This is a genomic window from Streptomyces sp. NPDC007875 (assembly GCF_042868035.1).
Classification (GTDB): domain Bacteria; phylum Actinomycetota; class Actinomycetes; order Streptomycetales; family Streptomycetaceae; genus Streptomyces; species Streptomyces antimycoticus.
On sequence record NZ_JBIADZ010000006.1, the window covers coordinates 266,234 to 281,423 of the forward strand.

The following is a 15,190-nucleotide window of genomic DNA, read 5'->3' on the forward strand; positions in this document are numbered from 1 at the left end:
GACGCCTTTGACCTCACAGACGGGTGACGTTCGGCGTCCGAGCCGCTTGCTGAGCAGCGCTGAGCAGTGAAGAGACAGGTGACCATTCATGGCCGGCAACAGCCAGCGCAGGAACCGCCGTACCAGCAACAAGAAGGGTGCGACGGTCGGCAGCGGAGGCAAGCGGCGCCGCTCCCTCGAGGGCAAGGGGCCCACCCCGCCCGCCGAGATGCGTAAGGGACATGCCAAGCAGCGGATCGCCAACGCGCGGACCCGCCAGGCAGCCAAGCGCCCCGTCGCGCGCCGCGGCGGCAAGGGCTCGAGCGAGCTGGTGGTGGGCCGTAACCCGGTGGTCGAGGCGCTGCGCGAGGGCGTTCCGGCGAACACCCTGTATGTGCAGCAGTTCATCGACAGCGACGACCGGGTGCGCGAGGCGCTGAAGCTGGCCGCCGACCGCGGCGGCATCCACCTCATGGAGGCGCCCAAGCCCGAGCTCGACCGGATGACGAACGGCCTGAACCACCAGGGTGTGGTGCTCCAGGTCCCGCCCTACGAGTACGCCCACCCCGAGGACCTGAGCACGGCAGCCTTCGACGAGGGCGAGGACCCGCTGATCGTCGCCCTCGACGGCGTCACCGACCCGCGCAACCTGGGCGCGGTGGTCCGCTCGGTGTCCGCCTTCGGCGGCCATGGTGTGGTCGTACCCGAGCGGCGCGCGGCCGGGATGACCGCGGGCGCCTGGAAGACCTCCGCGGGCACCGCCGCCCGCACCCCGGTCGCCCGCGCGACCAACCTCACCCGGACGCTGGAGGCTTACCAGAAGGCGGGCCTGACGGTGGTCGGGCTGGCCGCGGACGGCGAGGTCGAACTGCAGGACGTCGAGGCGCTGGACGGCCCGCTCGTGATCGTCGTCGGCAGTGAGGGGAAGGGGCTCTCGCGGCTGGTGGGCGAGACCTGCGATCTGCGGGTGCGGATTCCGATGCCGGGCGGCGCGGAGTCGCTCAACGCGGGCGTGGCGGCGGGCGTCGTCCTGTACGAGGCGGCGCGGCGCCGGGCGTAGGCGGGCCTTTGGTGCCCGGGCCCCTGAGCGGGGGTGCCGGCTGCTTGAGCCGGCGGACCCCCTGGCAGGGGGTGCCGTCGGCCTGATCCGGTTGTGATGCGGGCCCGGTGCTGTCGTGATCCGGGCCGGGGACGGCCGTGATGCGCGCCCGGTCCGGCCGTGATGCGTGTCCGGTCCGGCCGTGGAGCGGGCCTGGCCCGGCCGTGATGCCCGCCCGGCCCGTGATGCGCGCCCGGTTCGGCCGTGGGCCGGGGTGTGGGTGCCCTGGCCCGGGCGGGTCCCGCGGCCGATGATCTTGACGGGCCTCGGACAGATCGGGACGTCCCCGGCAGTGTCTTTCCCGTCCGTCACTCGGTTAGTTGGGCGTGGAGACCAGAAAAGCCCGCATGCCTTCGCCCCTGGCGGGAAGCGCGCGGGGATTCGACGACGAGCCACAGCTGACCATGGCCAAGGTGCCATGCGATCCCGCGCAGGTCGCCGTCAACGCCCCGAGCTTCCGGGTGCAGCTCAGCGCCCCGGTCGTCAGCAGCGCGCTGACGAACACGGCCCGGCTCACCCGCGTCCCGGCCCCGGGCCGGCGTCGGCCGCCCGTGGTGTGGAGCGGCCGCACCCGCCCCGGCGGGGACATGGCGGCGACCCGGCTGCTGCAGGCCGTGCGGTACTCCGCGGAGGGGTTGACCGACAGTCGGTCCGACGGCCTCTCGGACCGTCTGTCCGATGGCCTCTCCGATGGTCTGGGCCGCTCCCGGTCCGGGGAGGGCACCGAGGACGTGGGCGCCACGCAGGTGCTGCCGCGGATCGCGTTCGACGACGACACCCCCACGGTCATCGGCCCGCGCAGCTCCCGTACGGAGAACGCGCCCCGGTCGTCCGGCGGGCGGCGCCGTCCGGGCGCGGACGGCCCGGCCGAGGCGGGCGGGGTGAGCGCGGTGGCCCGGGCGGCCGGGGCGGAGCGGCGCGGCGCGTCCTCCGGACGACCGGGCGCCATCGACGGCGACGGGCCCGAGCCGCGGAGCGCCACGGTGCCGCGCCCGCGCCGCCACTCCGAGTCCGTACGCCACGCGTACTACCCCGGGCGCCGGATGAACCTCGGCGTCGTCCTGCTCCCGCTGCGCATCTTCCTCGGCTTCATCTCCGTCTACGCGGGGATGGGCAAGCTCTCCGATCCCGTCTACTTCGACGGCGGCGAGCGCGGGTCGATGGTCACCTGGCTGCGCACGCTGCACCCATGGCCGATCGCGGAGCCGCTGCGCGACCTGGCGCTGGAGCATCCGGTGGGCGCCGGGCTGACCGTGGCGTTCCTGCAGATCGTGGTCGGGGTGCTCACCGTGCTGGGGCTGTGGCAGCGGCTGGCCGCCTCGTTCGGCGCGCTGCTGTCCGCCGCGCTGATCCTCACCGTGAGCTGGCGTACGGTGCCGGTCTACGACGCGCCCGACATCATCTACCTCGCCGCCTGGAGCCCGCTGGTCATCGCGGGCGCGCCGGTCTATTCGGCGGACGCCCGCCTCGCCGGCGAGGCATGGCGGCGGCTCGGCCCCCGGGCCGAGCTGTGGGAGCTGCGGCGCCGGGTGCTGCGCCGTGGCGGTGTGCTGGCGATGGTGGTCGCCGGACTGACGCTGCTGATGGGGTCGATGCTGGGCACCGCCGTACGGTCTTCGGAGGTCGTGAAGGCGCCGGAGCCGAGCGATATGCCGACGAACAACCTGCCCGGCTCGCCGCTGCCCAGCAAGTCCGTGGAGAGCCCGCGCGGCGGGCAGCGCGGGCCGATGGGCACGGGCAGCGGATCGGCCGGTGCGCCGTCGCCGCGCGAGAGGCTGCCGCACCGCTCCAAGCCGTCCGCGTCGGCGTCGACGTCCTCCTCCGGCTCCGGGGTACCGAGCGCGACGGGCCCGGCGTCCGGCACGTCCGACCGTCCCAGCAACGGATCGCGGTCGCGCCCGGGCCTGGGGACCACCCCCCGCTCTCCGCGCCACCCCCTCGCCCCGACGGCGGGCCCGTCGTCGCTGGGCGGCGCCGGGGGAGGGACGTCCGCGGGCGGCCCGGAGGGCGGCCCGCCGGAGGACAACACGTCCAGCTACGGCGACCCGGCCACCGACGAGGCCGCCTTGGGCGGCCTCCTCGGCTGAGCCGGAGCCAATGGGGCACCGCCCCGGGCGGACGGACGAGGAGTCCGAGGCGGACGAGGGACCAACGAGGGACCAGCGGGCGGGTGGCGGCCGGTGCGCTCAGCACCGCGTCGCCTGCGGGCGGACAACGGACGCGTGAGCGGACGACGAGCCCGTGGGCCAAGCCCGTGGGCCAAGCCCGTGGGGCGAGTCCGCAGGCGGGCGGCGACCTGTGCCCGGGCTCAGCAACCCGCCTCGCCTGTGAGCGGACAGCGAGTCCGCGGGCGGACGAGGGATCAACGGGCGGCTGACGCCCGTTGACGCGCTCAACACCGCCTCGCCCGCGGGCGAGGCGGTGAGCCGCGCCCAGCACCGCCCGAGCCCCCGAGCAGCGAGCACCGGAGACCCCGAGCACCGGAGACCCCGAGCAGCAGGCCCCCAAGCGTCTGAGCGCCCGAGCACGGGACCGCCGGAGCACCGAAGCACTCAAGCCCCCGACGCCGGGAGCCCCCCAACGCCGGGAGCCCCCCAGCACCCGCGCACAGCCGCTCAGCCGTGTGGCACCGGTGCGGTGTCGAAGGAGCCGTGGCCGTGTGGTGCTGGGCCCGAGGCGAGTTCCTTGGCGGCCTCGGTCAGATCCTTGGCGGTGTCGATGGCCCGCCAGTACGCGCCCTGGGGCAGTGGGAAGCCCGCCAGCCGCCGCTCGCGCGCCAGGCGCGGGAACGTGGTGCGTTCATGGTCGCCCCGGTCGGGCAGCAGCGCGGTGAAGGCGGCGGAGAAGACGTAGACGCCCGCGTTGATGAGATACGGCGAGGGCGGCGACTCGATGAAGTCCAGGACATGCCCGAATTCATTGGTCTCCACCGCCCCCCACGGAATCCGCGGCCGGGCGAGGGCAAGCGTGGCGGTGGCCCCGCGTTCGTCGTGGAAGTCCGCCATGTCACGGAGGGAGAAGCGGGTCCAGATGTCGCCGTTGGTGGCGTACCAGGGCTGGTCGGGCTCGGGGAGCCTGGCGGCGGCGAACTTCAGGCCGCCGCCGCGCCCCAGCGGCTCCTTCTCGACGACGGTCCGCACCCGCAGCGGCAGGTCCGCCGTCTCGAGCCAGTCCTGGAGGACGGCGGCGAGGTGGCCGCAGGAGACCACGGCGTCGGTGACGCCCTCGGCGGCCAGCCAGGCCAGCTGATGGCCGATGATCGGGGTCCCGGTGCCCGGGATCTCGACCATCGGCTTGGGGCGGTCGTCGGTGTACGGACGCAGCCGTGAGCCCTGGCCTCCGGCCAGGACGACGGCTTGTGTGGGGCGCGCGGTCTGGTGGGGATGCCCGGGTCTGCGCTCGTCGTCATCGCTCATGAACCGCACCATATGCGGTGGGAGGACCGCCGCAGGCGGAGCCGGAACGGGAACGGCGGCAGGAGCGGGAGGAGCACGGGCGGTACGGGCCGCGGCGGGACGGGTGGCGCGGTCAGCGGTACGCCTGGGTGATACCGGAGGCGAACGAGGTGTCGCAGACGGGCCGGGCGTACGCCTGGGCGCGGCTCACGCCGCCGTACTTGGCGACCGCGGCGCGGCCGAGCGCACGGGCGATGGAGGCGCAGTGCTGGGCGAGCGAGGGCCGTTCGGCCGTCGCGACCTGGAGGTGGGTGAGCGCCACGGAGGGGTTCTTCTCCTGGAGCTCGGCGAGCAGCCGGTCGCGCAGCAGCTCATGCGGGGCCCGGTGGGTGGCGTGGGTGGACGCCCGGTCGGAGGAGGCGGTGAGGATCTGGGACTCGGCGCTCGGCGAGGCCCAGGGGACGCGGGTGACCGCGAGGGTGCCGGAGAGGACGAGCACGACGGGGAGGACGAGAGCGAGTGTTCTGCCGATGCGGCGGGCTGCGGTGTTCACGGGGTAGTTCCTCGCGGGTGGGTGGTACGGGACTGCGGTACGCGGTGATCGTAGCGAGGAGCGACGATTTGGCGACATTCAGTCACCAGGCTGGGTGATGGAAAACCATCCTTGGCGATCGGTGGGTTGACGCTTGCTGGCGAAATGAGCGAAATGTCGGGGAATTTATCGACAACGCAACAACGCAACAACGGCCCCCGCACAACGCGACGGCGCCGCCCGTCCGCCGGGAGCGGACGAACGGCGCCGTCGGAACGACTGACAGGTCAGCGGGCTCAGTCGCTGAGCCGCTCCCCGGTGGAGGTCGAGAAGACGTGCATCTCACCCGGCCGCGGCACGACGTGCAACTGCGCGCCCTTCTCCGGCACCTGGCGCCCGTTCACGCGGACGACCAGGTCCTTGTCCTCGCCGCCGACCTCGGCGGCGCCGTAGACATAGCCGTCGGCGCCGAGCTCCTCGACGACGTTGACGGTGACGGCGAGACCGGCCGGGGCGTCGTCGGACGCCTTGGTGAGGGCCTTGGCGGCGCCGCCGTTCTGCTCGACCACGTCGAAGTGCTCGGGCCGGACGCCCACGGTGACCGTGCGGTCGCCCTTGTCGGCCGCGGCGCTCAGCGCCTCACGCGAGACCGGGACGACGCTGTTGCCGAACTTCACACCGCCGTCGGTGATCGGCACCTCGACGAGGTTCATCGCCGGCGAGCCGATGAAGCCCGCGACGAAGAGGTTGGCGGGGCGGTCGTACATGTTGCGGGGCGAGTCGACCTGCTGCAGCAGGCCGTCCTTCAGCACCGCCACCCGGTCACCCATGGTCATGGCCTCGACCTGGTCGTGCGTGACGTACACCGTGGTGATCCCGAGCCGCCGCTGCAGGCTGGCGATCTGCGTACGCGTCTGCACACGGAGCTTGGCGTCCAGGTTGGACAGCGGCTCGTCCATGAGGAACACCTGCGGCTCCCGGACGATCGCCCGCCCCATCGCCACACGCTGCCGCTGACCACCGGACAGCGCCTTCGGCTTGCGCTCCAGGTACTCGGTGAGGTCGAGGATCTTCGCCGCGTCCTCGACCTTCTGCCGGATCTCGGTCTTGTTGACGCCGGCGATCTTGAGCGCGAAGCCCATGTTCTGGGCGACGGACATATGCGGGTACAGCGCGTAGTTCTGGAACACCATGGCGATGTCCCGGTCCTTCGGCGGCAGGTGGGTGACGTCCCGGTCGCCGATCCGGATGGTCCCGCCGTTGACGTCCTCCAGCCCCGCCAGCATCCGCAGGGAGGTGGACTTCCCGCAGCCGGAGGGGCCGACGAGTACGAGGAACTCGCCGTCCTCGATGGCGATGTCGAGCTGATCGACAGCGGGCTTCTCGGTGCCCGGGTACACCCGGGTTGCCTTGTCGTACGTGACCGTGGCCATGGTGATCTGTCCCTTCACCGGCAGGAACGTGCCGGACGATCCGAGTAAAGGAGGGGTCTAGTCCACCGGAGGTGGATTGGCGTGACGCTATACCGCAGAGGGCGGTCATGTCTCTAGGCAGGACCCGGGAATTTCGAACGGATCATGCCCCGGGGACGGGTACACTGCAGGGGATGCCGACTTAGCTCAGCTGGTAGAGCACCGCTCTTGTAAAGCGAAGGTCGTCGGTTCGAACCCGACAGTCGGCTCTGAGCCCGAGCAGGGAAGAAGCCCCGGACGGTCTGTCCTCCGGGGCGCTTGGCATCCACGGCTGAATGACGAAGCCCGCCATCGACGATGGCGGGCTTTCGTGACGGTGCGGTGCGTCGGCCCGGCAACGCGGGCGCCTCGTGGGGCAGGTCGGTGGAGGCCGGGCGGTGGAGTCCGTCCGGTGGAGGGCGCGGCCGGGCGGGCGGCGGCATGTCCCGGAGGGTTCCGTTTGGGCGTTCGGGCAACTCGCGCTGTGTGCGGTGAACGCGGGGTGAACTTTCCTCGGGCCCGGGTTCTTCACCTCCGGTGTTGCAGCATGTTCCGCTCTTGTGAAGTCTTCGCGGCCCGTCGCATTGCAGCTTCCTGCACCGGATGTTGCCTTCCGAGATTGAGTACGTTGATATGGTCTCGACGGATCGGATAACCCGTGCGTTCTTGGCGACGGGTTCTCGACGGCCACCGGTTGGTGGTCGCCGGACAGGGGGCAAAATGCATGAGCGGGAGTTCCGCGCTTTCGTATCCATCGCTGAGATAGGGCGTATGGATCAAGCGGCCAAGGCGCTCGGCTATTCACAACCGGCCATCAGCTACCAAATCAAGTGCCTGGAGCAGATGCTGGGCACCAAGCTTTTCACCCGCGACTCCACCGGTGCGCAGCTCACCAGAGAAGGTCGCATGATTCTTCCGTCCGCACGTGCGGTGCTCGCGCTGATCGACAGCATGAAGGGCGTCTGCGCGGCGGCCTGACGCGCGCTGCAATCGCCACTTCGGTCCGGATTGTGGCGGCCGTCACCCAGGAATGGGGAACTCCTCATGTGGATGATCGCCACATGGGTTTGGAGTGGTATGACCCGCTGGTTCGCGGCTTGTCGGGGTCATTCTCGATTCCCTGTGTTGGCTGGCAGTAACAGGACAGAAACAACCCGGGACGATCGCTGAAAGCCTCCTCATCGATACGTACAGTGATGATCGCGACGGTGGGGGCGGGGGAGTCCGGGGGTTGCACTACAGCTAGCTGACAACTTCGGGGGTTCGCGCGGAGGGGCCAAGGGGGGGCGTTAAGGGGGCGGCCCACCTGCTCTTTCCGGCCCAACTCGGATGCATTGACTGGCGTAGGAGTGGGAACTACTGTCGGCCGCGCATCGATGATTGAAGTGTTCCGCCTTTCAACCTTTATCGACGGGACATACCTGGCCATTCAGGGGGATGGTCACTCACTTCAACCTCCCAGCTGCATCCCGGACCTACCGGTCCGAGGTCCGCTGGTGATCGTTGTGTCATAACGGGGGTAATAAGCGTGGCAGGTTTGGCGATGGCGCCTGTTTCCGCGAGAGCGGGGGAACAGGCGGCGATAAGCGCGGCTTCGGGAGCCGGCGGCCCCGAACCGGGGCGTGACGGTGTGGTGCAGGCACTGCTCCAGGCCCGTAAATTGATCGAATCGACGGTGAATCTGCACCGTCGCACCGTGGCCCGGCACGCCGTGGTGACGATGAAGGGGAATGACGCGGCCGTCGCGAACGCCGTGGAGGCGCTCGTCGACCGGGCCCGGCACGGCATCAGCATCGCGCTCCCCGCCGGCGGCGACCGGGCCGAGGTCATGGTGTCGGCGCTGCGCCGGCTGAACGGGCCAGACCATGAGCGCATTCCGGTGCGGCTGCTGTGCACGCCCGGTTCGCTCACCGACCCAGCGATCCGGGCCGCCATGGAAAGCGATGTGAACACGCAGGTCAAGGTCGTCGACGCGGTCATGGAGATGCTGATCGTGGACGGCGGCGTGGCCATGGTCCGGTCCTCCGCGGAGCGCGGGGGAGGGGATGTGGTGTCGGTCATCGAGGACATGGCGTCCGTCCGGGCCCTGGACCTGCTGTTCGCCGGTGCGTGGTCGGGCGCGGTGCGCCCCGCGGAGCACCGCTGGATCAGCGAGCGGCTCCGTACCGAGTCCGCGCGGCGCATCCTGGAGCGGCTCTGCAAGGGCTACACCGACGATGTCGCGGCCCGTGAGGTCGAGGTCTCGTTGCGCACCTACCGGCGCCATGTCGCGGAGATCATGCGGGCGTTAGGGGCCAATTCCCGCTTCCAGGCGGGGGTGCGGGCGGTCGAGCTGGGTCTGCTGTCGACGGCCGACTGCTGACCCGTGGAGCGGCGCGGTGCGGGGCGGGCCGCGCCGATGAGCGGACACGAGTGGGTGTTCCGCGGTTGATTCGCGATGAAGAACTCACACGGGGGGTGAGTGGGGTGCCATCCGGGATGCCCGAGAGCGCTTCGGGCAGCAGCCGTCGAGAGGTCGACCTCGTTCCGGTCGAGGCCGCCGATGAATTCGAACGGGAGCTGCTGGAAGTCAGCGCGCTCCTGGCGTCCACGGTGGACAGACGCCGCAACCAGCTGCACCGCGACTCCCTGGTGGACGTCATCGACGCCCATGAGGACGCCGTCGAGACGGCGGCGCGGCTGGTCACCCATGCCACTACGCGCGTCGATGTGGTGCTCGCCGCGGAGCCCGCGTACTCCGAGGCGGTCCACGACGCCCTGACCGCGCTGCTGTCCGGGGCGGCGCGCAAGACCTCCCAGGTGCGGCTGCTGTGCACGCCCTCGACGCTCGACTGGCGGTTCGTTTCCGCGCATGCCGCCGAACCGCGGGTACGGACCCGGGTGGCCCGGATCCCCGCGCTGGTCGCCGTGATCGCCGACAATGAACACGCGCTGGTGTGCGCCGCGTCGGTGGCCGGCCGCCGGGCCTCGGTGGTCCGCGCCCCTGGTGTCATCCAGCCGCTGGTCGCGCTGTTCGACGGGGTGTGGCGCAACGCGGTCGAGGTCTCCGACCGCATCGAATTCGGCGACAAGACGCGGGCGGATATCGCACAGCAGATACTCGAGCGGCTGCGGGCCGGGGTGACCGACGAGGTCGCGGCCCGGGAACTCGCCATGTCCGTACGCACCTACCGAAGATATGTCGCGGAGATCATGGCGTTACTCGGGGCGAATTCACGATTTCAGGCCGGGGTGCGCGCCGCGGAACTCGGTCTGCTCATCTCGCAATCCCCCGGCGAGCGACGGTGACACGCCATCGCATTTTTTTCAGCGGCCCACGGCAGCTTCATGACGGGCCGTTGCCCGGTGCGTCGGGGCGCGGCTAGAACTGGCCGCAAGGAATGCGGGGCGGGTCACCAGGGCGACGGGGGATCGGCCGACGATGACGAGGAGGTGCGTGGAGAAGATGGCCGTCGGCATCGACAGCAAGTGGTTCCGCAGATACGGGACCGAGGCGGCGCCGCGCAGGCGGCTGGTCTGCCTGCCGCACGCGGGGGGATCCGCCGGGTTCTTCCACGGCTGGGGGACCGCCTTCGACTACGGCGTGGAAGTGCTCGCCACGCGCTATCCGGGCCGGCAGGAGCGGCTCGTCGAGCCGGGCATCGACCGCATCGAGGACCTGGCGGACGAGGTCACCGCGGCCCTGCTGCCGTTCGCGGACGTGCCGTTGACCCTCTTCGGCCACAGCATGGGCGCGTCCGTGGGCTACGAGGTCGCGCTGCGGCTGGAGAGCCGGTACGGCATCCGCCTCCAGGCGCTCTTCGTCTCCAGCCGGAAGGCGCCGCACAAGCTGACGCCCCAGACCACCTACCTGGACGGTGACGAGGCGCTGCTGGAGGAGGTGCGGGGGCTCGGCGGCACCGACGGCGCGCTGCTGGACGACCCTGATCTGCGCGAGGTGGTGCTGCCCGCGCTTCGGGCGGACTTCAAGGCGGTCGGGACGTACGGTCCCCGTACCGCGGCGCCGGTCGGCTGCCCGGTGGTGGCCCATGTCGGGGACGGCGACCCGCACATCTCCGCGGAGGACATGGCCGCCTGGGGCGAGGTGGCACCGGCGGGCTTCGACCTGCGGGTGCTGCCGGGGCACCACTTCTACCTGGTGGAGCAGCGCGACGCCGTCGTCCGCGCGCTTGCCGAGCATCTGGGCTGAGCTCATGGCCCACTCGACGATGACCTCACCGCCGCTGATGAGCGGAGTGGGCGTGCTCGACAAGGCGTCGCTGCTGCTGGGCGTGTTGGAGGGCGGCCCGGCCACGCTGGCCCGGCTGGTCTCCGACACCGGTCTGAAACGGCCCACCGCGCACCGGCTGGTGCTGGCCCTGGAGCGGCTGGGACTGGTCGCCCGCGACGGGCACGGGCACTTCGCCCTCGGCCCCCGGCTGGGCGACATGGTCGTCGAGGCCCGCCAGGACCGGCTGAAGGCCCAGGCGGGCCCGGTGCTGGCGCAGGTGAGCGCCCGGACCGGGACGAGCGCCCGGCTCCACCGGCGTCGCGGCCGGATGCGGATCTGTGTGGCCTCCTCCGAGGCGCTGGGCGGTGAGCCGATGCCGGTGGGCACCGCGTTTCCCATGAAGTCCGGGGCGGTGGCCCAGGTGCTGCTCGCGTGGGAGGAGCCGGAGGCGCTGTACGAGGCGCTGCGCGGGGCCCGGTTCACCGCGGCCATGCTCTCCGGCGTACGGCGGCGGGGCTGGGCGCAGAGCGTCGGGGGCTGGGAGCCGGACACGGCGACCGTCTCGGCGCCGGTGCGTTCTCCGGACGGGCGGGTGATCGCGGCGCTGTCGCTCTCCGGGCCGATCAGCCGGGTGGGCCGCAATCCGGGGCATCAGTTCGGCTGTGAGGCGATCGACGCGGCGGTGCGGATCGCCGAGTTGTCAGGTTGCTGACGCCTCGCGGACGGCGGGGCGGGGTGGGACGAGGGCGGGGGTGGTCGGGCCGAACGACACCGAGGCCGTGGGGAGGCAGCTGTGCGGCAGGTGGAGTTCGGAATCCTCGGACCGGTGGAGGTGCGCGTGGACGGGCGGCTGCTGCCCGTCGACGGCGCCAAACAGCGGACCGTGTTGGCCGCCCTGCTGCTCTCCGGCGGCCGGGTGGTCTCGGACGACCGGCTCAGCGAGCTGCTGTGGGGGCGCAACCCGCCGGTCACGATGACCGCGCAGCTCTACACCCATATCTCGCGGCTGCGCAAACGCTGTGCCCCCTGGCTCCATTTAGCCCGCCGGGGCCCGGGATACACCATGGACCACAGCGGGGCCCGGTTCGACTGGGAGGAGTTCCAGCGCCTGGCCGAGCAGGGGCGCGGAGAACTCGCCGAGGGCCGGTACGCGGACGCCGCCGAGCGGCTGCAGACCGCCCTGGCGCTGTGGCGTGGGCCCGCCCTGTCGGATGTGACCGGCTTCCTGGAGGAGACGGAGCTGCCGCGTCTGGAGGAGGCCCGGATCAGTGCGGTGGAGCACCGTATCGAGGCGGAGCTGGCGCTGGGCCGGCACGCCCGGTCCGTACCCGAACTGACCCGGCTGGTGGCCGAGCATCCGCTCCGGGAGGCGCTGCGCGGCCAGTTGATGACCGCCCTGTACCGGTGTGACCGGCGGGCGGACGCACTGGCGGTCTACGAGCGCGGACGGCGGGTGTTGCGCGACGAGCTCGGGATGGACCCCGGCGCCGGACTGCGCCATGTCCACCACGGCGTGCTGCGCGGCGATCTGCCCGGTCCGGCTGCCCCGGAGCCGGTCCGGGTGCGGCTGCACAAGGCGGGGCGGGCGGGCGTCCCCGGACCCCAGTCGATGGCCGGGGACATCTGGGCCGGCCTGGTGCCCGCCATGCTGCCGACCGACATCGGCGATCTGAGCGGGCGCGCCGAGCAGCTCGCGGTCGTTGTGGACGGGCTGCGGGCCCCCGGGCGCGGTGGGGCGACGGTGCTGACCGGCGCTCCGGGGACGGGCACCTCGGCGCTGGCGGTGCACGCCGCGCACCGGTGCCGTGAGGACTTCCCGCACGGGCAGCTGTACGCCGATCTGCGGGAGGAGGACGGCGGGCCCAAGGATCCGCTGGATGTGCTCGGCTGGTTTCTGCGGGCGCTGGGCGCCGGCCATCACGATCTGCCCGCCGCACTGGATGAACGGGCGCAGCTCTACCGCAGCCGGCTGGACGGCCGCCGGGCGCTGGTGGTGCTGGACAACGCGGTCGAGGACCGGCAGGTGCGCCCGCTGCTGGTGAACGGCGACGGCTGCCGCACCCTGATCACCGGCCACTCCTCGCTCACCTCGGTGGAAGGGGTGCGCCTGGTGCGGCTGGATCCGCTGGACCCCGCGGAGGGGCGGCTGCTGCTGGCGGCGCTCGCGGGGCCCGGGAGGGTGGCGGCGGAGCCGGAGGCGGCCGACCGGATCGTGGCGCGGTGCGACGGGCTTCCGCTGGCGCTGCGGATCTGCGCGGCGCGGCTGGCGGCCTATCCGCAGTGGCGGCTGGCGCATCTGGCGGACCGGCTGGCGCCCGCGGACCGGCGGCTGGGCGAGCTGTCCCTGGGCAGCCTCGATGTGCGGGCGACCCTGGGCCGCTGTCACGCCCGGCTGGCGCCGACGGCCCGGTACGCGTTCCGGGTGCTGGCGCACCGGGAGGAGGGCTCCGCGTTCACGGCGCGTCAGGCGGCCGTGGAGCTGCGGTGGCCGGAGGGGCGGACCGAGGACGTGCTGGAGTCGATCTCGGAGGTCCGCCTGCTGGACATCATCGCCGACGGGGATCAACTGCGGTACCGCTACCGCCCGTTGGTGCGGCTGTTCGCCCGTGAGCAGCGGGGCCGGGGCCCGGGGCCGCAGCCACCGGCGGACGGCACGGGCTGATCCGGCCGGGCCTACGGGGCTTTACCGGGCCGGGCCCCCGGTCCTGGTGGTCGCCGGGCCCCGTCCGGTGTGCGCGGCCGATCCGGCGCGGACGCCTCAGGGCGTGTCCGCCATGGTGCTGTGAACGGCGTTGATGAGCATGGCCACCAGGCTGGCCCAGCGGGCGCCGGCGTCGCTCATCAGTGACTGCCGGGACCCGATGTACTCGGCGTACTCCGTGCGGTGCGGGTCGAGCGCCAGCTCCCTCACGACCGCGGCGTACTCCGCCGGATCGCTGAGGTCCCGGCGTTCCAGGTGCCGCAGCCAGGCCGTGAAATCGAGTTCCACTCCGGCCGGAATCTCAGTGGTCGATACGTTTTCCACTGCACCTCCCTGGTTCGTGCGGACCGGTATCCATGTCCGCGGGACCAGCATGGAATGCCCGCCTATGGCCGACCTATTCCTACGGAGGTCCGCGGCTATAGGCCGGTGATAGACGGTTCGGTGGGCCGTACGGCGTCCGGCTATACGCGCGGGAAACGGGCCTGCAGATTCCAGATGGCGGGGTTGTCCGCGAGTCCGTCGTGCAGATCCACCAGATCCGCGATCAGATCGTGCAGGAAGTCCCGGGCCTCGCGGCGCAGCGCGGTATGGGAGAAATTCAGCGGTGGCTCGGTGGCCGGTGCCCAGTCGGCGGTGATGTCCACCCATCCGAAGCGCCGCTCGAAGCGCAGCCGGTCGCTGGATTCGGTGAAGTCGAGTTCCGCGTGGACGGGGGTGGCCGAGCGGCTGCCGCGCGGATCGCGGTCGAGCAGTTCGACGATGTCGCACAGCGCCCAGGCGAAGTCCAGCACCGGCAACCATCCCCAGGCGGTGGACAGTTCGCGGCCGGTCGCGGTATCCGTCAGGTGGACATCGCCGCAGAACAGGTCGTGGCGCAGGGTCTGGACCGGTGCGCTCCGGTAGTCCGTCTGCGGCGGGTCCGGGAAGCGGTGGGAGAGGGAGTAGCCGAGCTCGATCACCGACCGATGGTGTCATGGTGTTCCGCCGGCCCGCGGCCGGGGCGGGTCTTGCGCTGGCACCTTCCTGTTAGCGCCATTGTGGAAGATCAACGGACTCGGATAGAAATCCAGTCAGTTGGCGAAACAGCCCGTGTCCAGTACGTGGACAGCGGGAGATCCGACTCCGGCGGTGGTCATCCCCCGAACGACCGCCGGTGTCTCCCTTCGGCGTGCCCGTGGTGCTCCGCGCACCCGTCGCGGCTTGCCGGGGGAGGAGATCAGGGGCCCGGACGCACCGTGCGAACCGATCACGGAACCGAGCCCCTGATCAGGGGATGGCGGCGGACGAGAACGTTTCGCTGGCAGCTTCCTGTACCGGCTGTTGCGCGGTTCCGGCCGCGCGGATAGTTCTGGAGGAAGCGCCGATAAATAACCGCCGTCGAGCGGGAATCCGGGTAGCGGGCAGGTCTGCCGACCGGGTTGTGGCAGCTTTATGCAGTGGGCATTGCGCGGTATGGCGGGGTGCCATAGAAAGATCCGAGTCCGAAATGGAAACGGCCTGCGGGTCGGCCTTGTTCGAAAGTGGGGGATCCACCATGAGTTCGGTGCACGAGGAGCGGGTGCAGAAGATCAAGGAGATCGTCTGCGACGTTCTGGAGATCGAAGAGGACGAGGTTACGGAGACCAGCCTCTTCAAGGAGGACCACTCGGCTGACTCGCTGCGTTCCATCGAAATTCTCGCGAACCTCGAGAAGGAATTCCACGTCACCATCGACCAGTCGGAACTTCCCCGGATGGTGCACCTCAAGGGCGTCTACGAGGTAGTCGCCGAGTCCGCCGGCTGGTAAAGCGGCGTTTTCGTAATCGCGGACACGGCCGGAA

14 protein-coding genes and 1 tRNA gene are annotated in these 15,190 nt (G+C 71.3%); 10 read left to right on the plus strand and 5 right to left on the minus strand.

Annotation, left to right across the window (positions count from 1 at the left end; all coding sequences use genetic code 11):
• The first annotated feature begins 88 nt into the window (after nt 1-88).
• Both rlmB and ACFYOY_RS15845 read left to right on the plus strand, forming a co-directional pair.
• Nucleotides 89-1,039 carry a 23S rRNA (guanosine(2251)-2'-O)-methyltransferase RlmB gene (rlmB, locus tag ACFYOY_RS15840; RefSeq protein ID WP_351881768.1) on the plus strand — a complete coding sequence of 317 codons (951 nt, stop codon included), beginning with the start codon at nt 89-91 and terminating at the stop codon, nt 1,037-1,039.
• Between the two features lie 386 nt (nt 1,040-1,425).
• A complete protein-coding gene (locus ACFYOY_RS15845) occupies nt 1,426-3,165 on the plus strand; it encodes a DoxX family protein (protein WP_351881765.1) in 1,740 nt (579 codons plus the stop codon).
• A 528-nt stretch (nt 3,166-3,693) separates the two neighbouring features.
• Here ACFYOY_RS15845 and ACFYOY_RS15850 read toward each other — a convergent pair.
• From ACFYOY_RS15850 to ACFYOY_RS15860, 3 genes are all read right to left on the minus strand, one after another.
• Nucleotides 3,694-4,494 (minus strand): nucleotidyltransferase family protein, encoded by an 801-nt coding sequence (locus ACFYOY_RS15850; RefSeq protein ID WP_351881762.1) that lies wholly within the window; start codon nt 4,492-4,494, stop codon nt 3,694-3,696.
• A gap of 112 nt (nt 4,495-4,606) precedes the next feature.
• Nucleotides 4,607-5,026 (minus strand): hypothetical protein, encoded by a 420-nt coding sequence (locus ACFYOY_RS15855; RefSeq protein ID WP_351881759.1) that lies wholly within the window; start codon nt 5,024-5,026, stop codon nt 4,607-4,609.
• 275 nt (nt 5,027-5,301) lie between these two features.
• A complete protein-coding gene (locus ACFYOY_RS15860) occupies nt 5,302-6,438 on the minus strand; it encodes an ABC transporter ATP-binding protein (protein ID WP_119994499.1) in 1,137 nt (378 codons plus the stop codon).
• A gap of 175 nt (nt 6,439-6,613) precedes the next feature.
• Between ACFYOY_RS15860 and ACFYOY_RS15865 the strand changes: the two genes are divergently transcribed.
• The 7 genes from ACFYOY_RS15865 to ACFYOY_RS15895 all read left to right on the plus strand — a co-directional run bounded on the left by ACFYOY_RS15865 (nt 6,614) and on the right by ACFYOY_RS15895 (nt 13,328).
• Nucleotides 6,614-6,686: transfer RNA gene (locus ACFYOY_RS15865), tRNA-Thr, on the plus strand.
• Nucleotides 6,687-7,176: 490 nt separating this feature from the next.
• Nucleotides 7,177-7,434, plus strand: a complete 258-nt coding sequence (locus ACFYOY_RS15870; RefSeq protein WP_014061570.1) for a LysR family transcriptional regulator — start codon at nt 7,177-7,179, stop codon at nt 7,432-7,434.
• A 652-nt stretch (nt 7,435-8,086) separates the two neighbouring features.
• Nucleotides 8,087-8,818, plus strand: coding sequence for a DNA-binding response regulator (locus ACFYOY_RS15875; protein ID WP_388587524.1), 732 nt, complete (start codon nt 8,087-8,089; stop codon nt 8,816-8,818).
• 116 nt (nt 8,819-8,934) lie between these two features.
• Nucleotides 8,935-9,744: a LuxR family transcriptional regulator gene (locus tag ACFYOY_RS15880; protein WP_351881755.1), complete on the plus strand. Its 810-nt coding sequence runs from the start codon at nt 8,935-8,937 to the stop codon at nt 9,742-9,744.
• A gap of 157 nt (nt 9,745-9,901) precedes the next feature.
• Nucleotides 9,902-10,645, plus strand: a complete 744-nt coding sequence (locus tag ACFYOY_RS15885; RefSeq protein ID WP_351882256.1) for an alpha/beta fold hydrolase — start codon at nt 9,902-9,904, stop codon at nt 10,643-10,645.
• A 4-nt stretch (nt 10,646-10,649) separates the two neighbouring features.
• Nucleotides 10,650-11,378, plus strand: a complete 729-nt coding sequence (locus ACFYOY_RS15890) for an IclR family transcriptional regulator C-terminal domain-containing protein (protein ID WP_351881752.1) — start codon at nt 10,650-10,652, stop codon at nt 11,376-11,378.
• Between the two features lie 81 nt (nt 11,379-11,459).
• Nucleotides 11,460-13,328: a BTAD domain-containing putative transcriptional regulator gene (locus ACFYOY_RS15895; RefSeq protein ID WP_351881749.1), complete on the plus strand. Its 1,869-nt coding sequence runs from the start codon at nt 11,460-11,462 to the stop codon at nt 13,326-13,328.
• Between the two features lie 96 nt (nt 13,329-13,424).
• Here the strand turns inward: ACFYOY_RS15895 and ACFYOY_RS15900 are convergent, their stop codons facing one another.
• Complete coding sequence (locus tag ACFYOY_RS15900) at nt 13,425-13,691, minus strand: hypothetical protein (RefSeq protein WP_351881746.1); 267 nt, start codon at nt 13,689-13,691, stop codon at nt 13,425-13,427.
• 140 nt (nt 13,692-13,831) lie between these two features.
• Nucleotides 13,832-14,329: a hypothetical protein gene (locus ACFYOY_RS15905; RefSeq protein WP_388587528.1), complete on the minus strand. Its 498-nt coding sequence runs from the start codon at nt 14,327-14,329 to the stop codon at nt 13,832-13,834.
• Nucleotides 14,330-14,904: 575 nt separating this feature from the next.
• On the opposite strand from ACFYOY_RS15905, the gene ACFYOY_RS15910 reads away from it, so the two are divergent.
• Nucleotides 14,905-15,156, plus strand: a complete 252-nt coding sequence (locus ACFYOY_RS15910; RefSeq protein WP_014061562.1) for an acyl carrier protein — start codon at nt 14,905-14,907, stop codon at nt 15,154-15,156.
• The last annotated feature ends 34 nt before the right edge of the window (nt 15,157-15,190 follow it).